The following is a 20,770-nucleotide window of genomic DNA, read 5'->3' on the forward strand; positions in this document are numbered from 1 at the left end:
TTTGGAGCGGCCAGCACTACGTCAGCCTATCATGCGTATCTAGTATCTGTATTTCGTATTCGCTGGCCGAATCCGAAACCCAACGTGGTTAGCACTTTGTGCTAACTTAAACGCTCGAGGGTAGACCAACGTTATCCCGCGGATGTTTGTGTGGATAACCTATATGTATCTGGTATCTGTATCCAGTATCTGTATATGAGAAACAGAATCGGTGGTAGCCGATGACAGATACGATCAAGCGAGCAGCGTTCTACACGCCGAAAGGCGGAATCGGTAAGACAACCAGCACCGGTCATTTCGCCGCGAACGCGGCACTCGAGCACGATCTGAACGTGCTCACGATGGACCTCGCCGGCACACAAAATGACCTCGCGACACAGTTCGGCGTCGATCTCCCGTCCGACGAAGAGGGCAACATCGATCCCGATGCACCGGTCTCAGCGATTTTCGGAGAGAACTGGGAATTTATCCGATCGAACATCGACAACATCGTCGACCGGATGGTTTTCGAGACTGACGAAGGACCCGATCTCATACCAGCCGACCCTGGACTCGGGGGAGCGGACAACAACCTCGCGAACGTCCCAACGGAGGATCGGTATGATCGACTCGAGTCGTTCATCTCCTCGGAGATCGCCCCGCGCTACGATCTCGTGTTACTCGACTTGCCGGGCAAGGACGACAATATCACGATCAACGGGCTATTCGCTGCGGATAACGTTATTGCACCGCTGAAGCCCGGTGAGTTCGAACGAAACCAACTCGAGAATCTACAAGTAGAGCTCAAGGAGATCCAGGACGACGAAGACCACAATGCCGAACCGAATCTTCGGCTTGTGTTCGCGACGATGATCAATGGGACGACGAACCTTTCGAGCGAGTTCGTCGACGAGATCGAATCAAGCTACCCAGAAATTTCTGGGCCGCCGATCGCGGACTCTGCTAATATTGGGGACGGTCAGAAGGAAGGGAAAACGCTGTTTGCCTACGACGATGACGAACTGTATAAGACTGGACGGCGCGCTCGCGAAGCGTACCGAGAACTAACTGCTGACTTACTCGACCGACTCGAGGCTCGCTAACAATGGCTGATGACGAAGCGAAAGCAGAAGAACTGTTGCAGGAAGCGAAAGAACAGTCGCGGAAAGATACCGAACCGGCAGTCGGACAGGATGACGATACGCCACAACTCGAGGACGCTGTGGCGGATGCCTACCGGACGATCGACGACGGAGAGCTCGCGTCAAATCTCACGCTCCGCGACGAGAATTTGGCAGCACTGTTCGCCGGACTTGAGGAATCGGACCAGCTTGCAGCGGTTGGATCCGACGCGGCGGCGGTCCTCGATCGAGACGATGTAGATGGCTCTAATCGAGCGGCAGTACTCCGATTGCTCGTACGGATCGGCCTTAGCGAAGTCGACGAATCGCTCATCGAAGCGGGGAAAGAGGGGCGGAAGCAGTTCCTCGAGTCCCAAACTGACGAGTTCTAATCCGCATTTTGTATCTGGATCTTGTATCTGGATACAGTATACAAATACACGCTCCTAACGAACCATCTTGTTGATCGGCGTGGAGCGTAGCCGGACCAATCCTCGAGCAACAAATCACTAATCACTGATTTGCATCCTGTACGCGAATGTTGTATCTGGATACAGTATCCAAATACCAGATATGGATATAGTATCAGGCACAGCCAGTGTCCAGAGAGTGGTCTGACGAACAGTTTGTTGGTCGCACGCCCCGTCTTTCCCTACATATGCTTATTCAATAGTAACAACTAAGGCAGTCCAGCCAGAATGAGTGCGTGTGGCCGGGGAAACCTGGCCCAAGGTGACCATGACGGGACGCAATTCAAAATCAAAGAGTACAGCACGGGCCGCATCGCCCATTATCGGAGTCGTATTGCTCGTCGGACTGACGATCATCCTGAGCGCTGTCGTCGCAGTGTACGCGCTCGAGGCAGTCCAAGACCACCAATCGCAAGCAGAGGACCTGCAGCCGTGGGACGAAGAGGCTCCCGACACGTCGTTCGATATCGAACGCATCGGCGGCGACGTCCTCGTCACGCACGCTGGAGGTGAGTCGATCAACGCTCGCACGCTCGAGATTCACGGCGATCTCACAAACACGAAAGCGCAGTTCGACGGGCAGACGATCACCGACGGCGACTCGGTGACCGCAGGATTGCGCGGCGAGAACGCGACCGTTCGCATCGAGTGGGCGACTTCCTATAACGAAGAAACGCTCGCGGAGGCGGTGGTCTGAATGGTCGACGCCGAGATAGAGACAGAGACCGCGACGGATCAGTTCGAAGCCGGGGATATCGTTCGCGATAGCGTCCAAGACGAGCGTGTGATCGTCCTCGAGCAGACCGAGGCCGTCGCGACCGAGTACTATCTGCTCGAGACCCAGTGTACGGTCGCACAGTGTCGCAAGAACAAGCGCGAGTGGGCCGACGACCCAGTCGTCGAAGCGGTCTACGAAAGCGATGTCCGGCGTGTCTTCGGCGACGACTGGTTCACTGGGACGTGCTGATGGCCTACGACGAAGGAACGCTCGACGACAAAATGACTCGGTATCGGTTTCCGAGCGGGCGACTCGAGGTGATCGTCGAGGACTAGGAATTAGCGGCTCTGTTGGAACCCTTATAATATGATAGGTTTGGCACCCTCTGCGGTAAGTATAGGAAACTCATGTACCGATTCAACTGCGGAAGCACACGTTATCTGTCAAGAAAGCCGTTCGAGATACAAGGATTCTACGGCAAATTAGTGACGACCACGCCCAAATATTGATTTGATAATGTTTCGACGGTTTTATATCGGGTTCCTATAACAACTTGGTCCCGTCCCAAAGCCGTCTAGAGTTTGCCTCTGATAACCTCAACTAACCACGATGGCAGTGATGATTATGTACGTCGACGCGACCACGCTTCCCGGAACGGTGCTCGGTGTCGACAATCTCGTCTGGCTCACGAGCGCGGGGTTCGTCGTCGGCATTTCTCCGTTCGTCGTCTTCATCGCGTACGTACTTCGGATCGCGACCGTCGCGAAGCAGACGCTGGCGATGGGACCGTTCATCCTTCAGGAGACCGAACGTGGGAGCGATCTGGGGGAGTGAGACGGTCAGCTGTCAGTCATTTCCGGAACAACTCCGAACCGTCTTGGGGTTGCTCCGGTACACAGTTACTCTGACCCCTCGTTCTTTCGTACTTCGGTGACGATCACGTCCCAGTCCGGATGGTCGGCACCGTTCCGACAGTTCCACCCACCTTCGACGTCGACCCCGTTGGTGTACGCCCGACGAAGGAGCGCTTTCAGTTCGGTGTTTAACTCTTCTCTGGACGTAAGCGCCGTCTCTTCGGTAGTCATGTGTGCGGGGCTCCCTCGTTCAGGTCGTCGATTCGATTGTGTCCTGGTGGATCGATTGCGACCACACCGTAGCTGTAGACGGTTATCGCGTACTCCGCGACGGTAAAAGTGACCGAGATATCTCCGTTCGTCGCGTCCTGAAGGGAGACGACCTCATTGAGCGCGCCGGTGTCTATGGACGCGTGGAGCGGTTCCAGTTCGGTCGGATCGCTGTCCATCACGTCCGACAGCGCCGCGACGACGGCCATGCTTGCGGAGGTCTCATCTCGATCGTACTGGGCTCGATACGATTCTGACTCGCGATGATACTCGACCGACTCCAACTCGGTACTGGCTACGCTGGCTGTCATATTGATTCACATCAGTATAGCGGCCTAAATCGGTTGAACAGAGGCACTGATTATACAGGAGGTATAAATACTCCCGTCGAGCTTTTCGGTCGAACTTACGAAGTGATGAGCGTCCCGCCAATGAGCCGTCGGTGCCCGCGTCTGAGTCGAGATGAAAGCGACTGCTGGGTAATTCCGAGCTCCTCGGCAACGTCTTCGAGCGACGCCTCGCGTGGGGAATCGAAGTAGCCGCGTTCGTAGGCCAATACCAGTGCCTCTCGCTGGGTGTCAGTCAACTCGTAGCCGTCTCCCTGTATCGGAATCATTGCGTGCACGGCGGTAATCTCTATCGTGATGTCGTACTCCTGAGTGGTGGTGCGAAATTCGCTGATCTCCTCGTGACTCTCACCCCGAACCTCGAAGTCCCACCCGTCTTTTGTCCCAATCGTCGAGAGAACGACGATGTTGTCCTCGGCGAGGGCGTTCAGGATGCCAGCGTACTCCTGATCCCACTCTGCACGCATGAGATACTCGTCCTCGACGCTATCGATGAGATCGATGCTGTTCACGCCAGGGTGAGCTTCGAAATCGGCTTCGATATCCTCGGGTTGCCCGCCACGGACCCAGAAGTACGGGACTATCAGTGACTCTTGTGGGAGGAGTCGCTCCATCGTGACCGTCACCTCCGGCAAGTTTTCGAAGACCGTTCCCAGCGGGAACTCGGCTGCCGGCATCGTGAACTCCATCACGGTGGCCATATCGACTGATTCGTCACGAAGGCGGATAACCGACGTGGATGGTGTACCAAGGGCCGATTACGATTGGCCCACACGTAGTGGATGGCGGGCCTGGTGAGGAATAGAGGGCGGGAATCGGCGTCAATTTTGCGCAGGCATGGTGTACCAAGCCGCTCCGTTTTGTACGGGCAGGATCAACCATGGTAGCAAGAGTGAGTAATGAGCGTCATTGCTGAAGTTCGCATTCCATCCATTGACTTCGAACTCGGACGGATTCTCCGCGTCGAGGGGGTAACGTCTATCGAGCTCGAAAACCTCGTCCCGATTGGTGATAACACCGTTCCGCTTTTCTGGATCCACAACTCGACACGACAGTCGTTTCTCGAAATCGTCCAACGCCACCCGGCTGTCACCAGTGCATCGGCGGTGGACGTGTTCGACAACCGAACACTCTTCACGCTCGATTGGGATGCGAACCAGGACCACGTCTTCCGCGGAATCAGTGAGAGCGAAGGGCAGCTATTGAGCGCCGTCGGAACTCCCGACGCGTGGGACTTCGAGTTGCGGTTTTCCAGCCACAGCGCCCTCAGCGAGTTCACGACGCACTGTGAGGATGCACAGGTCTCGGTCGAGACGACTCGTGTGTATAATCCAACGGAACCGGACGACGGTCCGTGGTACGGCTTGAGCGAGCCCCAGCGCGAAGCGATTCGTCTCGCCGTCCAGAAGGGGTACTACGATATCCCGAGAGGCTGTACGACCAAGGATCTTGCAGACGAACTCGGGATTTCCGATCAGGCCGTGACGGAACGACTCCGTCGTGCTATCATAGCGCTCGTCACGTACACACTCATTCCCGTCGAGTCAGGGACGTGAACCGTGTCCCCTTGTGCACCATGCCAAAGGTTCACAGCGCTTGCACGTTACGTAGTGAGTATGCACCGTAATCCGAGAGTGGAACGATTTGCCTCCGGAGAAACCACATGACGACCAGTACCCTCGAGAGTAGGAAATCGATCCCTCTCGATGTGGCTCTCTCGGCAGTCGCCAACGAACACCGACGGGCTGTCCTTCGATCACTGAACCAGACCGAGGGGGAGACGATGGAGGTTAGCGCACTCGTGGACCAGGTTGCCGAACGCGTTCGAGATGGAGAACCGACGGACGACGACCATCGACAACGCGTTCACACTGCACTTCACCATATTCATCTCCCACAGCTGGAAGACTGCGGCATGATCGTCCACGATACCGAAACGAATCAGGTCCGAAACGGTACCGATGAACTGGACCAACAATCACTGGCGCTGATTGATACGTATGTGCCGTGCTGAACAAGTGGCGCAGTGTCAAGACCCTCTCACAGGTGCGTGCTCGTGTCGAAGGTAGATGACCGAACGAAAGTGGCTGCGAGGTGCTGTGAGTGTGGTGCGGTCTACTCAGCGTGGATGCTTCCTGACAGTTCGATCCACGTTATTGGGCGGAAAGATGGGTGTCGGTGTGGGGAATCAGTGTTTCAAGCGATAGCAACGGGCGACGGTAGCGTTTCTTCATAGACGAGTGTTCTGTCCGGATGAATTCTCGTTGGAAGCGCTGGTCACCGTTGTCGTGGGCGTGTTTTTCGCCACAAAGCGCCTCGACACGGGCTGTATCGAGGATCTCGACCACCAATTCGAGAAGTAGCGATTCGATGTTCTGCTCGGTGACGATTCATCACGACTCCTCGAAGAGATACGCTGATTGGTAGGAATCTCAGCGATCAATAAGCACGTGTAGTGAGCGTGCGTTTCACTCTAAAATACATCTGAAAGATGTAGTTTCAACAGAGCCGATCAGCAGCGACGACCGCAAAATCACTTCTCTTTCTCAGTTTCAGTTGCTAGTCGATCGGTAGCCCTTGCGATTACTTCCCCGTGACAAGCCGGCGAGTCGTCGTCGAGACGCTGGCACCAACAACCGAGACGATCTCCCTTGAGCTCCCGGACGGCCGCGCGAAACTCCTGGTCGTCCTCGAGTCAGTCCTCGAAGTCCTCACGGAACAGTTCGATGCACTCCGCGCGACCGTGATCGTCTTTTGGATACGGATTACCGAGCCACCCGCGCTCGCCGATCGGCGTATTCAGTAGGTGACCATCGCCGCCGTCGGCTCTGCCGATATAGACGTCTGTCTCGTCTTTGCGACAGTGGCTGACTCGAGTCGATGGGACAGTACCATCCAGTCGGACTTGAGTGGTGTCCGCTGGGTCGGTATTTTCACTCGGCACGTTCATCACCCGACTGTTCAGTAGCCGTGCATAGGTCACACCGAGTGCATAATTTGACACCTTCTGGGTGTTGCAATTCATGGCCGAGAAGCCAACAGAACGGCCTTTTCCACCTGACACCGGGGGAAACTTCCTGGTAAATAACGTCCGACGATGCACCAGAATCACTCATGATCCATCCCGTCCCGAACGCCCTCGCGGATCCGCTTTCGCTCCCCGGCGTGATCGGCGACCATCTCGAGTGCTCGCGCGAGATCCGTCTCGGTCGTCGAATACAGCGGTGCGTTGGCGGCTTCGCCAACTTGCTCGACGACGCCGTACTCTTCGAACGTCTCGAAGTGCCGGTAGAACGTATCTCGAGAGATATCCGCGGCATCGGCGATCGCCGATGGATTGACCGGCGTCTGCGTGCCAGCGAGTACTGCGAGAATCTTCGCTCGCGAGGAGTTTCCTAAGAGTTCGACGAACGCATTCGCGGCGATAATGTCGTCGACCGAGTCGGCGACCAGCTCGCTGTTGGGTTCGATCTCTCGGCGCTCAGCGTCTGGATCTGGTTCGTCACTCATTGGACCCGTCCTCAGTATCTCGGTTTTCGCGCCGCTGTGCGCCCGCGAGATCGGATGCCTTCCGAAGTGCGGCGACCAGTTCGGGGTTGCCCGCATCGTCTGTCTCGTCTTGGTCATCGGTCTCGACGTCGCCCAGCACGTACAGCGGCGAGTTGCCGTGGCGTCCGGCCTGCTTGATCACGCCGTACTCCTCGAGTACGCCGTAGTTATCGTACCACGCGTTCCGGCTAATATCCGCGTTCTCGGTGATATCGTGCGGGTTCAGCGGACTCGAGGCGTCCTGCAGCGTCGCGAAAATTTTCACTCGCGTTCGGTTGCCTAACAGTTCGACGATCGGATGGTTATCGATCCGTTCGCCCTGTTCGACGGTCTCACCCTCCGATTCGGGCTCTTGTTCTGGCATACATTCCTCTACGGACAGGTCATACAAAATACTATTGGTCACAAAGTCCGGTACTATACTTTCAAACACACAGACTTATGTATATGCGTTCTCAATAGTGGTGTGTGGAGGTGAAAATCAAGATGTCTGAAAATGACCGGGACAGTGAAATTCGCGCCACCGTCCTCGCTAAACTCCACCGAGAGGGATTCTACCAGCCCCGAGGGGTGTCGATCGACGCGGCCGCGTCGTTCGGCATAGCTAGCCACGACCGTGGCAGAGCCAAGGAGTTGATTCGAGAGATGGCGACTGATGACAGCTATCCGCTGCAATACCACGTCGTCAAACAGAGCGTGTATCTCGAGCAACAGTCCGCCTCATGGGTGGCTGCGAAGATACGCCAGCACGTCGGCGTTGACGGGGTCCCGTGGGACTTGAAAGGTTAGGAGGCCTCCATCCCACGGGAACACGTGCCGAGTCCCCGGTGCTGGTACACCGGGTGAATTAACCCCGGCAAGAGGGGTTTCGAACGCGAACGAAAAGGCGATTGCGGTCATTTCTGTGATCGATTTCGGGTTCAATAGTCTCAACGACACACCACGTTTCCGGTGACCTGCTGGTTTTTGATATGCGTATTCAATAGTAAGATCTAAGTGGGTGGAAAATAGAGTGGAGAGTATGAACCGGGAAACCGGTCGCAACGGTGACCACGACGGTGCGGATGCACAGTACAGCCAGACGCTGACGGTTGATGTCTTCCAGAGCTACCGCGGCAACCGTCGCGAAGAACAGCGAGCGGCCGACGCCGAACAGCTCCGACACGACATCCGATACAACGAGCAGTCGACGCTCTCGTTTGCTGAGTTCAACCGACTGTACGACCACGCCGGTTCCGACGAGATCCCGGCCAAACGAAATCCCGATCTCCTGCGCGTCGTCTCGGCGCTGTGGCCCCGCTGGAACCGCGGGAGTGGCAAGGAGAGTCCGGCTTTCATCGACGCCGAGACGCGGAGCCTCGAGATCGGCGACGTGGCGGCCGTCGGCGAGACGCTGTATTTGATGACGCCGGGCAGTTGGACCGAGATCAAACTCGAGGTGGACCCATGAACGCCAATACGAACGCGAACGCGTCCGTGATCGACCTCGAGCGCGTCGACCGCTACGACCGCGTCGATATCCCGGCGCTAGATCTGGAGTTGACGATCGTCGACGTTCTCGGGAGTTTCTTCGGTCGGCCCGGTCTCGTCGGCGTGGACTCGAGCGACCAGGACCAACGCTACCTGATCGCTGAGCGCGACGGCGACGGGCTCCGAGTCGAGCGGTGGACCGGCGCGACCTATCGTGAAGAGTTGCACGCACGGACGCTCGAGGCCACGGACGGCCCAGCCGACGCCGTGGTCCCAAGCGAGGAGAGTACGCGCGTCCGAGACAGCCAGCGCGTTCACGCGGGGGCGTGATCGATGGTCCCCTCACTCCCCGACGGCTACGAGCTGCCCGACGCCGTCAACGGGTGGCTGTACGACACCGAAGACACGTCGAACGGGCACGTCTGGCGCTCGAGCGATTACGAGTGTTCGGTCGGCGTGTTCGACACCCTCAGTTCAGTTTCGGTCCGTGTGATCGACGACCGCGTCTCCGGGTTCGCGTCGAACGTGGACCTCGAGCGCGTCGAGTACGATCGGGCCGACCGAGACGACGCGCTGGTCGGGGCGCTCGGCGCTGCGCGGGCGTGGATGGAACAGACCGATCCGGCGGCGTGGTCCCACCCCGATGTGTGCGAGCCCGTCTTCGACGCGCCCGCGGGCTACTCACTCGAGACGTACTATCTCGAGAATCGGGAGTCCATCGTGTACTACCGACGCGACGACGCCGAGACGGGCGTCGAGATTGATGTGCGTGGCGAGGGTCCCGAAGCGTTGACCCGCGAGACCGCGCCGTATCTGTACGTCCACCAGTGGAACGGAAGCGGGAACGCGACCGTCGCACTCGCGCCCTGGACCGAAGCGCACGGGCCGAAGACAAAACATCCTGATATCAAGCCCATCCTCGAGACGCCCGACGAGTGTGGACTCGAGGTCGCGTTGACGATGGCCCGGCAGTTCGCTCGCAAGCACTTCGGCGACGGTGGGGAGATCGACGCGGCAGGGCAAGCTGATATCGGACGGTGGTCGGCGTGACAGACACCGACGGCGACCACGAACCGGGCTGTTGCCCGCGGTGTGACTCTCCGCTAGCCGTGTACGGGACTGAACCCGGTAGTCGATCCTACTGGGTGTGCTCGGATCACGGCCAGCCGGTCGTGATCCTCCCGCCGGAGAACGTCGGCTGGGCGCTGACTGACGCCCGAATGCCACTGTCCGACCCGTTCGACCATCACGGACCCGAGGCGTTCAACGAGGACGTGACCTTTATCGATCGGTTCTGCGACCGACTCGAGACGGTTTATGAGACAGTCCGCGAGCACAACCGCGAACGGCACCTTTCGAACGCCGATCGAGACGCCGACGGCAATCAGGTTGCACTCGGACGGTGGTCGGCGTGAGGCTCTACTACACCGGAGCATCCCCGGATAACCTTCGGAAAGCCCGCGAACACGCCCCCTCACACTCACACGGATACGGCTGGACGCCCCAGAAGATGACGCCCCACGACGATCACTACTTTCTCGACAACGGCGCATTCGGCGGCCACTTCGACGGCGACGTTTGGGTCAGTACGCTCGAGGAGGCGTTGACCGAGATGCCGACCGAACCCGATTTCGTCGTGTTGCCCGATGTCCCCGGTGACGCCGCGGCGACGATCGACAAGCATCGGGAGTGGCTGTACGACCGACCGTTACCCCTGCGGTCGGGGGAGATCATGCGCTACTGGGTTCTCCAGCCCGGCGTCCCGATCGTCGAGCAGTTCGACGCTATCGAAGGCTGTCAAGGCGTGTTCGTCGGCGGATCGAAGCGGTGGCTTCGCGCTCACGGTGACCAGATCGTCGCCGAAGCCCGCGACCGTGATCTGCGAGCGCACGTCGGCAATCCTGGTGGCGTCAATGGACTCGTGTGGGCGTACGAGACCGGGTTCAACAGTTGTGATACGACGACGATCTTCCAGAACGGCTATTGGCACTATCTCGAGCGACTCGAGGAGGCGACGGAGGAAACCGATTCTCCGGACCCGCAGCCGGGAGAGTTGAGGAGCAAGCAAGCGACAGTCACGGAGTGGTCGGCATGACCGAGAACGGCTACGTGCCGACGCCCGAACCGGTCGCCGATCTCGCTGCTGCGAGTACGTTCGCGGTCGACCGGCCGGGACACTTCGACGGTGATCGTCGCGGTCGGATCCTGTTGCCCGGACTCGGGACCGGTCGGCTTTTCGACGCCGTCCAGCGGTACTGTACGTCTGGTGAGGGCTGGTCGCCCTGTCGGTCGTTCGACTACCCAGCCCCCGAGTGTGTCGGCGTCGAGACCGACCCGAAGCGTCTCGAGGAGTTCCACGCCTCACATCCGAACGCCGAAATAGATGTCCACCACGCCGACTTCTTGCTCGACCCACCAGACGGGCAGTTCGACTGGGTGCTCTCGAATCCGCCGTTCGTTCGGTATCGGGCTCTCGAGAGCGAGACACGCGACCAGTACCGCGAGCAGTTTCGAACGGCGGTCGACCAGTTCGATCTGTTCGTCCCGTTTTTCGAGCAGGCCCTCCGTGTGCTGAAACCGGGCGGCTGGCTCACGTTTTTCTTCCCGATCTCCGCGCTTTGTGCGCCGATGTTCGAATCACTCCGGTGGGAAATCCGCTCGCAGTTCGTCGAGCCGATCTGGTATCTGCCCCCGGAGACGTTCGACGCGACCGTCGAGACCGTGCTGATCAGCGTCAAGAAAGAACAGCACGCACCCGGCCATTCGTTGTGGCTCGAGGCGTTGCGTGAGTGGGACGTTCGCGATATTCTCGAGGGGATCGGCATCGACGACATCGATGCCGCCGTCGAGCGCTACTACGACGAGCATACGATCACCGAACGGATCGTCAAACACGAGAATCATCGAGACCGAAAGAACCGCGACGACGGTGGGCGACAGTCCGGACTCGAGCAGTTCGCAAGCGGGGGTGAGGTGTAGATGCCCCAGTGGACCGGTCCCGACGACGCCCCCACCGCTGTCGATATGTACGCCGGCTGTGGCGGGATGACCTTCGGGCTCTTCCTCGCGGGCTTTCACGTCCGCGCTGCGTGGGAGATCCGCGCCCCCGAACGCTACAGCTATCACGTCCAGCACTGCCAAGGGAACGATCTCGCACAGTACGGCGACGCGACCGACGTTGATCCCTCGAAAGTGCCGGACGATCTCTCGATGCTCGCAGGCGGCCCCTCCTGTCAGGGATGGAGTTCGGCCGGCGGGGAGATTGACCCCGACGACCCGCGAAACGAGCACGCCTTCGCGATGGCTGAGTGGGCCGACGCCTGCGAACCACAGCTCGTGCTTATCGAGAACGTGGTCGGGATGACCGAACTCCACGGGCCGTTGCATTCGGCGCTCGTCGACGCGCTTGCAGACGCCGGTCCCGGCTACGAGGTTCGGACCCTCGAGTTGAACGCCGCCGACTACGGCGTCCCCCAGCGCCGAAAGCGCGTGTTCATCGTCGGTGTTCGCGACGGCCTGCCGACGCCCGACACCTGGACGCCGCCTGCGACCCATCGTGACGGACAGCGCCGACTGGTCGAGTTCGGGACAGGCCGTGCACTCGAGGGATACACTACGGCGCGGGAGGCGTTCGAAGAGGGCGGAGACGGGCCACTGCCTCGCCCGCTCGAGTCCCAATCGCCCGCGGACGATCCCGTACACGCGACGATCGACGAACTGGTCGCCTACCGTGACGACCCGTTGGATCGCCACCGCGTCGATCCGCACTTGGTGAGCGAGTTCATTGAACGTGACGGCGAGGAGGTATGGATGCCGCTGAATCACGTCGAAATCGATCACGGCCGCGAGACTCGGGCCGGATTCGCCGAGTGGTCGCTCGGATTCTGTGGCACGTCGACGACCGATCGGCGGTTGCATCCCGACGAACCTGCGCCGACGATGACTGTATCTGAGGGTACCCCTCCGGTGAATTACGCTGGCCGATCGCCGGAGAACCCAGACGGCGCACTCGAGAATACCCGTCGACTGACCGTCCGCGAGGTCGCCCGGATCCAAACGTTCCCGGATTGGTATGCCTTCGCCGGGAACAAGCACGAACAGTATCGACAGGCTTCGAACGCCGTCCCGCCGCTGCTGGCCGCTCACGTCGCGTCGCACCTGCGTGAGCAGGTACTCGAGACCGGCGCTCCCGTTGAGGTGGCGGCATGAGCGTCATCCGCCGACCGGACGCTCTGCGCGAGACGCCCCAGATCGATCGGAACGCAGTTCCCCAAGAGTGGACCTCGAAGTGGCGACTCCAGGTCGTCGATCTCTTTTCGGGACGCGGTGGCGTCGGGCTCGCCCTCTCGGAGTGGCTCGAGGCACGAATGTTCGCCGGCTTCGATATCGAGGACTACAGCGAGACGTATCCCGGCCGGTTTGCCCAACAGGATCTCCTCTGTGACGACGAGCGGCCGTCGCTCGAGGAACTCGCTGAATCGATCGACGTGTCGACCGGGCCGGCCTACGAGTCGATGCTGATCGACAGTGGTCGGGTTGATCGACCCGACGCCCTGCCGACGCTACGCGGACTGACCGCCGATGTCGTCTGGGTCTCGTTCCCCTGTACGGCCTACTCGTCGCTCAGTGCAACCCACTACGGGTCCAAGGAAGCAGCACTCGAGGCAAACCCGCGGATCACCGACGCGTTCCGAGAGTTCCTCCTCGAGATAGCTCCGAATTTCGTGATCGAAAACGTTCCTGGTGCAACTCGAGTCGGTGATCTCCACACTAACTGTCGCGTAAACGGGCTCGCCTTCGGGAAGCCCTACGACCTCGAGCGCCATTTCGAGACGACCTTCGATGTCCCCGATGCCTACGTTCCGGGCAACGCTACGGTGACCGTCGACACGCGAAACGATCAGTCAATTCAGGAGTTGGCCGACGCGAAAGGCGTTCCATCGGAATGGGGGAAACAAGGTGTTCGGAGCGCGATTCCGCTCGAGTACGTCTGGTGGGTGCTGGGTCACTGTCCCGCCCTCGAGATCCCAATCCCCGAGCGCAAGCAGTGGACGATCGACGACGTCGCCGGGACGGTTGGACAGTACCAGATGTTTCCCGATGGACGCTGTGGCGGCCACCAGTGCTCCAGTGAGTGCTACGGTGAACATGACGTGTAGATAGCGGCACGGTTTCTTTATTCAGAGGTAGGTGTGAAAGACACAGCAAGTATAGATTATATAGGCTCTATTTAGGTTCTATTCTTCAAATATATTATCGTGATAAATAGCTGGCCGCTGAAGAATGCTTATCGAACGCCAGAGTTTCTACCAGTTACAGATGTCGTTCGTAGCACGGTGCAAGATACACAGCGCGAATGTAGTACGAAAAGACACCCATTGTCAGGGGGAATCCAATCGCTCCATACAGTCGAAGAAGTTTGCTCACCGCGAGCGACCGCGTAGGAGCGAGGTGCATGATGCAAGGGCCACTACTAGTGATTTACAGGATGGATAGCGAACTTGACCGGAGCGAGCTGTTGCAAAAGCAGGGGACGATACACCTTTTACTAATTATCACAGCGACGCTCATCGGCATTAACTGGTTGCTGGGATTCCCCATCGGAGAGTCACGACCGTGGTCAGGTTGAAGACAGACCAGATTCATCGCCCCAGTGGTATTGATACCCGCATGGAGATGTCTGTGTGTTAAGACAAGACCGCACCATCAGCCGGCCGAAAGTATATTTCTTTGCGGGATTCAGGCGGAGACTGTGGCCACGATCCGACAATACCTGCACGGCGAACATCCTCAGCGTGCAGTCGTGACTGTTGTCGCCGTCGGGATCACAACTGCGGCCATCCTCGTTCCATTCGGTCTTCTGGAGAGGGGTGTATCTGGGCTGGTTGGCACGAGTGCTTTTGCTATTGCCTTCGGCGTGCTTCCGGGACTTGCTGGCGGGATCTGTGGCTGGTATAGGCTCGGATTTCCTGCAGCCGCTGGAAGTGGGGTTGCTCCGGGTGTTGTGTTCTACCTCATAGTTGCCGTCGGCGCAGCACTTGACGTGGGGAGCTTCGGTGGTGGTGATTCGCCGCTGGGACCCTTTGCTCTTCTATTGACTATGCCGAGCTTCCTGATGGCGATAGTAGGCTTCACACTTGCGGTCGTGGTGGCCATATTACGCCAATAAAGCTCGTAGATTATTGGCCACGAATTTGACACCCATCTGTTGAAGGAAGAGTAATTACTTCTAGTGGATTTACCGTTCTTTTGGATGGCATCCATCTTGTCTTTGTGACTGCCACCAACGCATAGCTAAGGACGGGAGAAAAAGAAGTATTCCTGCTACCAAAATAAACAAGACCATCCCAAGGGTCTCCATCATTGGACTCATTAGTGGAAAAATTCATCTGTAACCATATAAATAATAGGATATGAAGAAATACATTCACAGGATGATCATCCCGTTTTTCATGATTCTCTTTCCAGCAGTCTGGTATATTAATCGTAACGTGATGACGGAACAATTACCTCCACATACTGAGCCGACCACAGAACTGGTTGCTGTGTCCATCGGAGTGGCAGTTTTAGGTTCAACTCTCTTCGCCACAATCTTTGTATTTCTCAGGCGTCAGAGCAATGCGGATACTGTACACGAGTTAACATACCGTCAACGGGTGTTTCAACCAGATAAGACAGCTCTTGAAGTGTTCTCTTGCTTCATAGCTGTTTCCTTCCTCTGGACGATCTTCGAAATGGGTGGAGTAGGTCCTTCTTGGCTTGCAGAGCCACTGTATGTATTGCTCGCTCCAATCGGTATTCCTCTGGTGGTGCTTGCACCTCTTGCAATACGGTTTCACTGGGCAGTAATCCTTGGACTCATCTTCTGTGTACTGTGGATGTCTCTTCTAGCGAATATCGCTTCAGACATTATTCATGACAGGCCGCTACCGATGATGAACACATAGGTTATTAATTCTTCTTATCTGAGGGATTCGTAGCGGTCAGTACGCACGAGTACTTATCAAACCCGACATTTCAATTTCAAATCCGATTTCTGAAAGCTAACTATCGGCCAAAACGGTTGGAGGACGATAGATTCTTTATGAGTGAGTGGATCGTCTTAGCTGGCCCACGGTGGTATCGGGGCCAACTGGAAGATCACAGCACAACACCCTAGGGGGGTAACGTGCCCGCAATCACGGTCACTAACTGACACCGCCGATCGGTTCGCACCCACCAGACGATCGGCGGACACACCTTGGTCGCAGTTCGCTGACACACCCACCGCTTTTCGACGATCTAGATCGACTCGAGTACAGAGCTGATGCCCTTGTAGCTCTGAAAAATGCGTTGATGATAGTAATACTTTTCAGAGCGGGGGGAGAAGCACCACTCGCGAAAGCACTAGGTGACCACGACGATGTCAATAGCACTCAAACAAGAGATGAGTACGAAGATTTCCGAACAGACGAACGATCGGATTCGCACGACACTACCGAAAGCGACCGTCGAAGAGACGGGCTTCCACGACCTCGAGTCCGATAACCAGAAAACCGAAGTCCGAATCGGCTGTGGCGGGGCTGATGAAAGACCGGTGTTGACGGTGCGCTTTGGTCCTGGTGTTCCAGACGGGCCGGCGACCACAAAACCGAACGTGTCCAGTGTGACCGGACAGGTGCTTATCGAGTTCCCGATCTTTCTGGCCCACGCATGGGGGATCATCGATTGTCACGCCGCATGGGGAGATGGATCAATCACGACCGACGACGAGGGGACGGTGACGGTCACCGCGCCGATCGACGGCTGGGAATCCACACTCGAGGTGGAGTTGTGGGAGCTGGCCGCGAGCGAGAGCCGCCGGTCGACGATCCAGCGGGTCGGCGAGGATGTCGAAAACACGATTGCCATGCTCCCGATGCCAGCTGTTCGCGAGATCGGTATCGAACGCGGCGGGAAGACACGCGTCGACCCGTCGTTTCACTGCCTAGAGGGACGGGTCGTGCTTGTTCTCTCACCCACGGACGCGACGCGTGAGGAGGACAAAACCGGCCGGTCGGTCGTCTTCGCCGGCCCGTCGAACAGCCAGCCCCGGATTGCAGCCGGCGAGATTGCCGCCGGTCTCGGTGGGGACGCGGCCCTCGAGCGTGGCGAGTCGGTCCCGATGCGGTGGGTCGTCCGAGACGGCGACCTGATCGGGTTTGTCGTCGAGCAGGAAGACAGCGAGGTCTGAGGATGGCGACTGAACAGACCACACTCGAGGGCGACACGCTCGAGGAACCAGACCCGAAAGTGCTGACGGTCGTCTCCTGTGGCTCGAGCAAGCAGACTCTCGAGGACGGCGAGACCGTACCGGCGCGGGAGCTGTACAACTCGAGTGTACACACCTGCAAGGATCGGTACGGACGCCACTCGCACGGCTACTATATCGCATCGGCGAAGTTCGGACTCGTTCACCACGATGAGGAACTTCCGTACTACGACCAGACGCTTTCGAAGATGAGCGACGAAGCGGTTCGAGAGTGGGCCGACGACGTGGCCGATGATCTACAGCGGATCGTCGATCGCGACGGCTACGACGCCGTGGTGATTATCGCAGGCGAAGACTACGTGAACCCGCTCGAGGCGCACTTCGAATCGATCGACGCCGATATTCTGACGCCGTGGCAGACCTGCGACGACGTCGGTGGCGTCGGCGAAGGGATGTCCTGGTGTAACGACGAGAACAATTGGCCCGAAAACGTCTATCATCCGGCACAGATCGAGGAGATCGTCTCGGTTGCCGTTCCAGAGTGGATTCCAGACCCAGTAGCCGACGCCGACGACGGCGATGTGGATTTCGACGCGCTACTCGAGGAAATGGGCGTCCCACGGAGTACGTACACGCTGCCGACGACGCCCGACGGCGACGATCGGGAGTGGCTCGATCGGCTGGCCGTGTTGCAGGACGCTGTTCACGGCGAGTACGACGTGGATTGGAACGAGGTGGTTCGGTGACCGACAACCACAGCGAGACGGCAGTCCAGCAGTCTGGGTCCAAAGAACTCTTCGACGACCTTCTCGACACGCTCGAGGAGTTCGACCATCCAGCAGTTAGCGAACTCCGCAGTACGCTCGCGACGGACTGTCTCTTCATGATGGATTCGCCGGAGTTGACCGTCGACGAGTGGGTCGAAGCCCTCGAAGTGCTGGCAGACATCGTGTACGCAAGCGCCTCTGAACGCAGTCGAATGCAAGACGGTGAGTACGAGGTCCACTGGTACTTCCGGCACGACGGTGACGAGTTCGTGTACGCAACCCGATCGGCAGGTGAGCTCTACCGTGGCGAGAAAGCCGAGCGACAGATCCGGGCCGTGATCGCCGAACAAACGGTGTACATCCACCCGATTGCCACCTATCCCCTCGAGTGTGATTCCGATGACTAACCGACAACTGGTCGGAAGCTTCGGAGTGGTATTGCTCCTGTTGCTGGTCGGGGCCATGGCTCTCGGAACTGTGGCATTCGCCGGATCGGTGGACAACGAGGGCTGTGAGTACGATATCCAGATTCACTATTCGAACGGATCTACCGAGTGGATCGACTCGACAACCGAGAACGGTGAGTGCAAGTCAACGGCTGAGGTACTGTCGGAGTTTGACGAAGAGAACGGTTCTATGGTCGAATCAGATGGCTGAATCCGACCGGCTACTCATCTTTTCCGCAGCATAGCACCGTCTGAACTACCCACGCTGCGCTATTTTAATACGGTTGAAGCGTCATTTTCAGGATATCCAATGCCCTTCCGGGCCATCCGCAACGGGGAGATCGTCGCGCCGACCGCAGTGCCAGATCACGAGGCTGTCGAGTGTCCTGAATGCGGCAATGACATGTACACTCGCAGGCGGAGGGGCGAAGCCCGGCACTTCTACCACGCAAATTCGGCTGCGGGTGCTAGCTGTTCCACCGCTTCGACTGGTGAGTCCGATACGCATGCCCGGTGTGTTGCCCTTGCCGCAGACGCCCTCGCTGATCAGTTCAACTCACAGCGGACGACCTGCGGGATCGAGGTTCGGATCCCACTCGAGAAGAGCTACCTTGGTCACGACCACCGACGAGCAGACGCGCTCCTCGAGTTCGAATCCCCTAACCCATTTTTCGGTCGCGGGATTGTCGTCGAAGTCCAGCACAGAAATCACCAGAAAAACACTACTGCGACGAACTATGATTTTCTCAAAGCCGGATACTCTGTGGTCTGGCTCTCGACTGCGGACTTCGACTCGGATGCGTTAGACTACGCTGTTATTGATCGAGCGTTCCAATCAGAAACCGGAGCCGGATTTAGCGTCCGGGAGTACGACCCGTGGCGGTTCGTCGATTGCCAGTGTTTCACCTCCAAAGGAGACCACAATTGGAAGACAGTTCCAGAATGCGTACTTGAGGACGCACCTGAGTACGAAATTTGTGTTGATAAGGTGTGTGAGGTTCGACGCCGATACGATGAGGAAACAGGAAGCTACGAGTACGGGATCGGGTCGGGAGTCCCATCGTACTTCCGACCGAAACTACTCCGGAAGGCACTCGTCAGAGGGGGTGGATTTCCGAACGATGGGCAGATTTTATCGCAGCGGTATCCGGTTGCGCCCGCCGAAAAGGCCGCCGCTGGCCGTCCTGAAATCGAACGCTGTCGTGGGCCGAAAGGATTCCACGAATGGGTGTTTTCAGAACGAGTCCAATCTGGCAATCGTACGACGCCAACGGTCGAGCTCCGAGCGTGTCGCTACTGCCCAGTCCACCTACTGACGAGATTTGGAACTCGTAATAGTAGCCGGACGGATATCTTGTTCGGCAACCATCCGGATCCGGATCTGAATCTGGCCGAATTAGAAGAGAACCCCGACCGATGTACTCACCGAAGCCACGATCCCGAGCGGTGGTACGAGTACTGTCCCGAATGTGGTGATACGGATCCGCAGTAAGGAGTGGGTGGGGCGTTCGTTAGCACATAGTGCTAACTTACAGCCGCCGATCGTTTCGCGTCTCGAGTTCGACCGGATCGCACGTCCCACATTCCTTACTGTACGCGTCTTGTCGCGTCACATCACCGCAAGACGGACAGTAACCCATCTCCTCTCGGTACTCTCGCCGCGCTCGAAGCCAGTTTTCGGGATGCTCCGAGTGACCCTTGCAGATCGGTCTCGTGACCAGCATTCCGAACTTGTCCGTCTGGACGAACTCTTCGTCGTCGCCGACCGGCACCTTACAGAAGATACAGCGTTTGCTGTCCAGGTGCTCGCGAACGTCGTCGGCGCCGCGATCGGCGGTCGGGCGTCGGATTTCGATGTTCGGGAGCGGGCGACTCGGGGCCTCGGTCTCCGTGATCACTAAGCCGCCGTCGGTACACTCGAGTGTTGTCGACACCCCATCTTGATATTCGATCTCCAGTGTCGACGAGTCGTCTGCCTCGAACTCCTCGATCACATCGCCGTCGGTGATCGAATCAGCCACAGTCTCGGGGGCCTTCTCGAGTCCGAGTAGCTTCTGTATGTACGTGACGAGCGCCAAGCTTCCAACCAGGACCACGGTCGCGGTCTTGAGACCAAAGCTACGCACCGCGCCCATCACTCGATCACCGTCCGGTTCGGAAGGCCGACAATCGGGCCGTCACACCGCGGGCAGCTATCCTCGATCGGCTGGCTGGTGATCAGGTCCTCAAGGGGCGTGTTCCGAGCGCGGGTTTTGAAGTGGTAGTGCGACCGGTTCTGAGCACACTGCTCTTCGTACGTGACGCGGAAGTCGACGCGTTCGGCCTCGAGTGCACCCGGCAGTCGTGCTGGACCGTGGGCTGGATTTCGGAACGGATCGTCACGACTGTCCTCACCCATCGGACTGCCCTCGCTCGTGGTCGTGATCGTAGTCCTGTTCGGGAGCTCGAGTTGCGAGTCGTCCGAGCGCCGCTGCAAAGAGGAACACTCCGACTACGGTGAGGAGCGCGTAGTCTGCGACCGCACCTGCGTCTGCGGTCGCTGGCACTAC

The 20,770-nt window shown here is 58.3% G+C and carries 31 protein-coding genes and 2 pseudogenes; 23 read left to right on the forward strand and 10 right to left on the reverse strand.

From position 1 onward, the window contains the following. Positions 1–221 precede the first annotated feature (221 nt). The 5 genes and pseudogenes from ACSFC7_RS26815 to ACSFC7_RS26835 all read left to right on the forward strand — a co-directional run. Positions 222–1,082, forward strand: a complete 861-nt coding sequence (locus ACSFC7_RS26815) for a ParA family protein (RefSeq protein WP_436348849.1) — start codon at positions 222–224, stop codon at positions 1,080–1,082. A gap of 2 nt (positions 1,083–1,084) precedes the next feature. Further along, a complete protein-coding gene (locus ACSFC7_RS26820; protein WP_436348850.1) occupies positions 1,085–1,492 on the forward strand; it encodes a hypothetical protein in 408 nt (135 codons plus the stop codon). A gap of 346 nt (positions 1,493–1,838) precedes the next feature. Continuing rightward, complete coding sequence (locus ACSFC7_RS26825; protein ID WP_436348972.1) at positions 1,839–2,267, forward strand: type IV pilin; 429 nt, start codon at positions 1,839–1,841, stop codon at positions 2,265–2,267. Continuing rightward, entirely contained in the window at positions 2,268–2,537 is a 270-nt protein-coding gene (locus ACSFC7_RS26830) for a hypothetical protein (protein ID WP_436348851.1), read from the forward strand. It begins immediately after the preceding gene. 345 nt (positions 2,538–2,882) lie between these two features. Further along, positions 2,883–3,122 (forward strand): annotated as a pseudogene (locus ACSFC7_RS26835) (hypothetical protein); the annotation flags it as partial. Positions 3,123–3,187: 65 nt separating this feature from the next. On the opposite strand, the gene ACSFC7_RS26840 reads toward ACSFC7_RS26835, so the two are convergent. The 3 genes from ACSFC7_RS26840 to ACSFC7_RS26850 form a co-directional block, all read right to left on the reverse strand. Beyond that, positions 3,188–3,373 (reverse strand): hypothetical protein, encoded by a 186-nt coding sequence (locus ACSFC7_RS26840; protein WP_436348852.1) that lies wholly within the window; start codon positions 3,371–3,373, stop codon positions 3,188–3,190. Further along, a complete protein-coding gene (locus ACSFC7_RS26845) occupies positions 3,370–3,723 on the reverse strand; it encodes a HalOD1 output domain-containing protein (RefSeq protein ID WP_436348853.1) in 354 nt (117 codons plus the stop codon). Before ACSFC7_RS26845 ends, ACSFC7_RS26840 begins: the two co-directional genes overlap by 4 nt. A 95-nt stretch (positions 3,724–3,818) precedes the next feature. Then, positions 3,819–4,460 (reverse strand): helix-turn-helix domain-containing protein, encoded by a 642-nt coding sequence (locus tag ACSFC7_RS26850; RefSeq protein ID WP_436348854.1) that lies wholly within the window; start codon positions 4,458–4,460, stop codon positions 3,819–3,821. A gap of 198 nt (positions 4,461–4,658) precedes the next feature. Between ACSFC7_RS26850 and ACSFC7_RS26855 the strand changes: the two genes are divergently transcribed. Beyond that, positions 4,659–5,315, forward strand: coding sequence for a helix-turn-helix domain-containing protein (locus tag ACSFC7_RS26855; RefSeq protein WP_436348855.1), 657 nt, complete (start codon positions 4,659–4,661; stop codon positions 5,313–5,315). 107 nt (positions 5,316–5,422) lie between these two features. After that, complete coding sequence (locus ACSFC7_RS26860; protein ID WP_436348856.1) at positions 5,423–5,773, forward strand: DUF7344 domain-containing protein; 351 nt, start codon at positions 5,423–5,425, stop codon at positions 5,771–5,773. A gap of 519 nt (positions 5,774–6,292) precedes the next feature. Here the strand turns inward: ACSFC7_RS26860 and ACSFC7_RS26865 are convergent. Continuing rightward, positions 6,293–6,403, reverse strand: a pseudogene (locus ACSFC7_RS26865) (hypothetical protein); the annotation flags it as partial. Between ACSFC7_RS26865 and ACSFC7_RS26870 the strand changes: the two are divergent. Then, positions 6,353–6,565, forward strand: a complete 213-nt coding sequence (locus ACSFC7_RS26870) for a hypothetical protein (RefSeq protein WP_436348857.1) — start codon at positions 6,353–6,355, stop codon at positions 6,563–6,565. The pseudogene ACSFC7_RS26865 and the gene ACSFC7_RS26870 overlap by 51 nt on opposite strands. A 302-nt stretch (positions 6,566–6,867) precedes the next feature. On the opposite strand, the gene ACSFC7_RS26875 is transcribed toward ACSFC7_RS26870, so the two are convergent. Continuing rightward, a complete protein-coding gene (locus tag ACSFC7_RS26875) occupies positions 6,868–7,269 on the reverse strand; it encodes a winged helix-turn-helix domain-containing protein (RefSeq protein WP_436348858.1) in 402 nt (133 codons plus the stop codon). Further along, positions 7,262–7,672: a winged helix-turn-helix domain-containing protein gene (locus tag ACSFC7_RS26880; RefSeq protein ID WP_436348860.1), complete on the reverse strand. Its 411-nt coding sequence runs from the start codon at positions 7,670–7,672 to the stop codon at positions 7,262–7,264. The genes ACSFC7_RS26875 and ACSFC7_RS26880 overlap by 8 nt, the downstream gene beginning before the upstream one ends. Positions 7,673–7,776: 104 nt before the next feature. On the opposite strand from ACSFC7_RS26880, the gene ACSFC7_RS26885 reads away from it, so the two are divergent. The 15 genes from ACSFC7_RS26885 (at position 7,777) to ACSFC7_RS26955 (ending at position 18,432) form a co-directional block, all read left to right on the forward strand. Continuing rightward, positions 7,777–8,097: a hypothetical protein gene (locus tag ACSFC7_RS26885; protein WP_436348861.1), complete on the forward strand. Its 321-nt coding sequence runs from the start codon at positions 7,777–7,779 to the stop codon at positions 8,095–8,097. Between the two features lie 232 nt (positions 8,098–8,329). Further along, positions 8,330–8,758 carry a hypothetical protein gene (locus tag ACSFC7_RS26890; RefSeq protein WP_436348862.1) on the forward strand — a complete coding sequence of 143 codons (429 nt, stop codon included), beginning with the start codon at positions 8,330–8,332 and terminating at the stop codon, positions 8,756–8,758. After that, entirely contained in the window at positions 8,755–9,108 is a 354-nt protein-coding gene (locus ACSFC7_RS26895; RefSeq protein WP_436348863.1) for a hypothetical protein, read from the forward strand. Before ACSFC7_RS26890 ends, ACSFC7_RS26895 begins: the two co-directional genes overlap by 4 nt. A gap of 3 nt (positions 9,109–9,111) precedes the next feature. Continuing rightward, positions 9,112–9,828, forward strand: coding sequence for a hypothetical protein (locus ACSFC7_RS26900; RefSeq protein WP_436348864.1), 717 nt, complete (start codon positions 9,112–9,114; stop codon positions 9,826–9,828). Continuing rightward, positions 9,825–10,193 (forward strand): hypothetical protein, encoded by a 369-nt coding sequence (locus ACSFC7_RS26905; RefSeq protein WP_436348865.1) that lies wholly within the window; start codon positions 9,825–9,827, stop codon positions 10,191–10,193. The genes ACSFC7_RS26900 and ACSFC7_RS26905 overlap by 4 nt, the downstream gene beginning before the upstream one ends. After that, positions 10,190–10,873: a hypothetical protein gene (locus ACSFC7_RS26910; protein ID WP_436348866.1), complete on the forward strand. Its 684-nt coding sequence runs from the start codon at positions 10,190–10,192 to the stop codon at positions 10,871–10,873. Before ACSFC7_RS26905 ends, ACSFC7_RS26910 begins: the two co-directional genes overlap by 4 nt. Beyond that, positions 10,870–11,757, forward strand: a complete 888-nt coding sequence (locus ACSFC7_RS26915) for an Eco57I restriction-modification methylase domain-containing protein (RefSeq protein WP_436348868.1) — start codon at positions 10,870–10,872, stop codon at positions 11,755–11,757. The genes ACSFC7_RS26910 and ACSFC7_RS26915 overlap by 4 nt, the downstream gene beginning before the upstream one ends. Further along, a complete protein-coding gene (locus ACSFC7_RS26920; RefSeq protein ID WP_436348869.1) occupies positions 11,758–12,987 on the forward strand; it encodes a DNA cytosine methyltransferase in 1,230 nt (409 codons plus the stop codon). Continuing rightward, positions 12,984–13,937 (forward strand): hypothetical protein, encoded by a 954-nt coding sequence (locus ACSFC7_RS26925; RefSeq protein WP_436348870.1) that lies wholly within the window; start codon positions 12,984–12,986, stop codon positions 13,935–13,937. Before ACSFC7_RS26920 ends, ACSFC7_RS26925 begins: the two co-directional genes overlap by 4 nt. Positions 13,938–14,530: 593 nt before the next feature. Further along, positions 14,531–14,947, forward strand: coding sequence for a hypothetical protein (locus tag ACSFC7_RS26930; RefSeq protein WP_436348871.1), 417 nt, complete (start codon positions 14,531–14,533; stop codon positions 14,945–14,947). 244 nt (positions 14,948–15,191) lie between these two features. Then, complete coding sequence (locus ACSFC7_RS26935; RefSeq protein ID WP_436348872.1) at positions 15,192–15,725, forward strand: hypothetical protein; 534 nt, start codon at positions 15,192–15,194, stop codon at positions 15,723–15,725. Positions 15,726–16,180: 455 nt separating this feature from the next. Further along, positions 16,181–16,990, forward strand: coding sequence for a hypothetical protein (locus tag ACSFC7_RS26940; protein ID WP_436348873.1), 810 nt, complete (start codon positions 16,181–16,183; stop codon positions 16,988–16,990). Positions 16,991–16,992: 2 nt separating this feature from the next. Continuing rightward, entirely contained in the window at positions 16,993–17,754 is a 762-nt protein-coding gene (locus tag ACSFC7_RS26945; protein ID WP_436348874.1) for a DUF6884 domain-containing protein, read from the forward strand. Continuing rightward, positions 17,751–18,182, forward strand: coding sequence for a hypothetical protein (locus ACSFC7_RS26950; protein ID WP_436348875.1), 432 nt, complete (start codon positions 17,751–17,753; stop codon positions 18,180–18,182). The genes ACSFC7_RS26945 and ACSFC7_RS26950 overlap by 4 nt, the downstream gene beginning before the upstream one ends. Then, positions 18,175–18,432, forward strand: a complete 258-nt coding sequence (locus ACSFC7_RS26955; RefSeq protein ID WP_436348876.1) for a hypothetical protein — start codon at positions 18,175–18,177, stop codon at positions 18,430–18,432. Before ACSFC7_RS26950 ends, ACSFC7_RS26955 begins: the two co-directional genes overlap by 8 nt. A 345-nt stretch (positions 18,433–18,777) precedes the next feature. On the opposite strand, the gene ACSFC7_RS26960 is transcribed toward ACSFC7_RS26955, so the two are convergent. The 4 genes from ACSFC7_RS26960 to ACSFC7_RS26975 form a co-directional block, all read right to left on the reverse strand. Beyond that, positions 18,778–18,924: a hypothetical protein gene (locus ACSFC7_RS26960; protein ID WP_436348878.1), complete on the reverse strand. Its 147-nt coding sequence runs from the start codon at positions 18,922–18,924 to the stop codon at positions 18,778–18,780. 826 nt (positions 18,925–19,750) lie between these two features. Next, the gene (locus ACSFC7_RS26965; RefSeq protein WP_436348879.1) at positions 19,751–20,356 is read right to left on the reverse strand and encodes a hypothetical protein; all 606 of its coding nucleotides are present in this window, start codon (positions 20,354–20,356) and stop codon (positions 19,751–19,753) included. After that, on the reverse strand, positions 20,356–20,619 hold the full coding sequence (locus ACSFC7_RS26970; protein WP_436348880.1) for a hypothetical protein: 264 nt from the start codon (positions 20,617–20,619) through the stop codon (positions 20,356–20,358). The genes ACSFC7_RS26965 and ACSFC7_RS26970 overlap by 1 nt, the downstream gene beginning before the upstream one ends. Then, complete coding sequence (locus tag ACSFC7_RS26975; protein ID WP_436348881.1) at positions 20,612–20,767, reverse strand: hypothetical protein; 156 nt, start codon at positions 20,765–20,767, stop codon at positions 20,612–20,614. The genes ACSFC7_RS26970 and ACSFC7_RS26975 overlap by 8 nt, the downstream gene beginning before the upstream one ends. Positions 20,768–20,770 lie beyond the last annotated feature (3 nt).

It is taken from the genome of Natronorubrum halobium, assembly GCF_051351675.1.
Lineage (GTDB): Archaea > Halobacteriota > Halobacteria > Halobacteriales > Natrialbaceae > Natronorubrum.

Excerpts from the sequence above, each read along its gene's own strand:
- ACSFC7_RS26815 (WP_436348849.1), top strand. The coding sequence starts at position 222 with ATGACAGATACGATCAAGCGAGCAGCGTTCTACACGCCGAAAGGCGGA.
- ACSFC7_RS26820 (WP_436348850.1), top strand. The coding sequence starts at position 1,085 with ATGGCTGATGACGAAGCGAAAGCAGAAGAACTGTTGCAGGAAGCGAAA.
- ACSFC7_RS26825 (WP_436348972.1), top strand. The coding sequence starts at position 1,839 with ATGACGGGACGCAATTCAAAATCAAAGAGTACAGCACGGGCCGCATCG.
- ACSFC7_RS26830 (WP_436348851.1), top strand. The coding sequence starts at position 2,268 with ATGGTCGACGCCGAGATAGAGACAGAGACCGCGACGGATCAGTTCGAA.
- ACSFC7_RS26840 (WP_436348852.1), bottom strand. The coding sequence starts at position 3,373 with ATGACTACCGAAGAGACGGCGCTTACGTCCAGAGAAGAGTTAAACACC.
- ACSFC7_RS26845 (WP_436348853.1), bottom strand. The coding sequence starts at position 3,723 with ATGACAGCCAGCGTAGCCAGTACCGAGTTGGAGTCGGTCGAGTATCAT.
- ACSFC7_RS26850 (WP_436348854.1), bottom strand. The coding sequence starts at position 4,460 with ATGGCCACCGTGATGGAGTTCACGATGCCGGCAGCCGAGTTCCCGCTG.
- ACSFC7_RS26855 (WP_436348855.1), top strand. The coding sequence starts at position 4,659 with ATGAGCGTCATTGCTGAAGTTCGCATTCCATCCATTGACTTCGAACTC.
- ACSFC7_RS26860 (WP_436348856.1), top strand. The coding sequence starts at position 5,423 with ATGACGACCAGTACCCTCGAGAGTAGGAAATCGATCCCTCTCGATGTG.
- ACSFC7_RS26875 (WP_436348858.1), bottom strand. The coding sequence starts at position 7,269 with ATGAGTGACGAACCAGATCCAGACGCTGAGCGCCGAGAGATCGAACCC.
- ACSFC7_RS26880 (WP_436348860.1), bottom strand. The coding sequence starts at position 7,672 with ATGCCAGAACAAGAGCCCGAATCGGAGGGTGAGACCGTCGAACAGGGC.
- ACSFC7_RS26890 (WP_436348862.1), top strand. The coding sequence starts at position 8,330 with ATGAACCGGGAAACCGGTCGCAACGGTGACCACGACGGTGCGGATGCA.
- ACSFC7_RS26895 (WP_436348863.1), top strand. The coding sequence starts at position 8,755 with ATGAACGCCAATACGAACGCGAACGCGTCCGTGATCGACCTCGAGCGC.
- ACSFC7_RS26900 (WP_436348864.1), top strand. The coding sequence starts at position 9,112 with ATGGTCCCCTCACTCCCCGACGGCTACGAGCTGCCCGACGCCGTCAAC.
- ACSFC7_RS26915 (WP_436348868.1), top strand. The coding sequence starts at position 10,870 with ATGACCGAGAACGGCTACGTGCCGACGCCCGAACCGGTCGCCGATCTC.
- ACSFC7_RS26920 (WP_436348869.1), top strand. The coding sequence starts at position 11,758 with ATGCCCCAGTGGACCGGTCCCGACGACGCCCCCACCGCTGTCGATATG.
- ACSFC7_RS26925 (WP_436348870.1), top strand. The coding sequence starts at position 12,984 with ATGAGCGTCATCCGCCGACCGGACGCTCTGCGCGAGACGCCCCAGATC.
- ACSFC7_RS26935 (WP_436348872.1), top strand. The coding sequence starts at position 15,192 with ATGAAGAAATACATTCACAGGATGATCATCCCGTTTTTCATGATTCTC.
- ACSFC7_RS26940 (WP_436348873.1), top strand. The coding sequence starts at position 16,181 with ATGTCAATAGCACTCAAACAAGAGATGAGTACGAAGATTTCCGAACAG.
- ACSFC7_RS26945 (WP_436348874.1), top strand. The coding sequence starts at position 16,993 with ATGGCGACTGAACAGACCACACTCGAGGGCGACACGCTCGAGGAACCA.
- ACSFC7_RS26955 (WP_436348876.1), top strand. The coding sequence starts at position 18,175 with ATGACTAACCGACAACTGGTCGGAAGCTTCGGAGTGGTATTGCTCCTG.
- ACSFC7_RS26965 (WP_436348879.1), bottom strand. The coding sequence starts at position 20,356 with ATGGGCGCGGTGCGTAGCTTTGGTCTCAAGACCGCGACCGTGGTCCTG.
- ACSFC7_RS26970 (WP_436348880.1), bottom strand. The coding sequence starts at position 20,619 with ATGGGTGAGGACAGTCGTGACGATCCGTTCCGAAATCCAGCCCACGGT.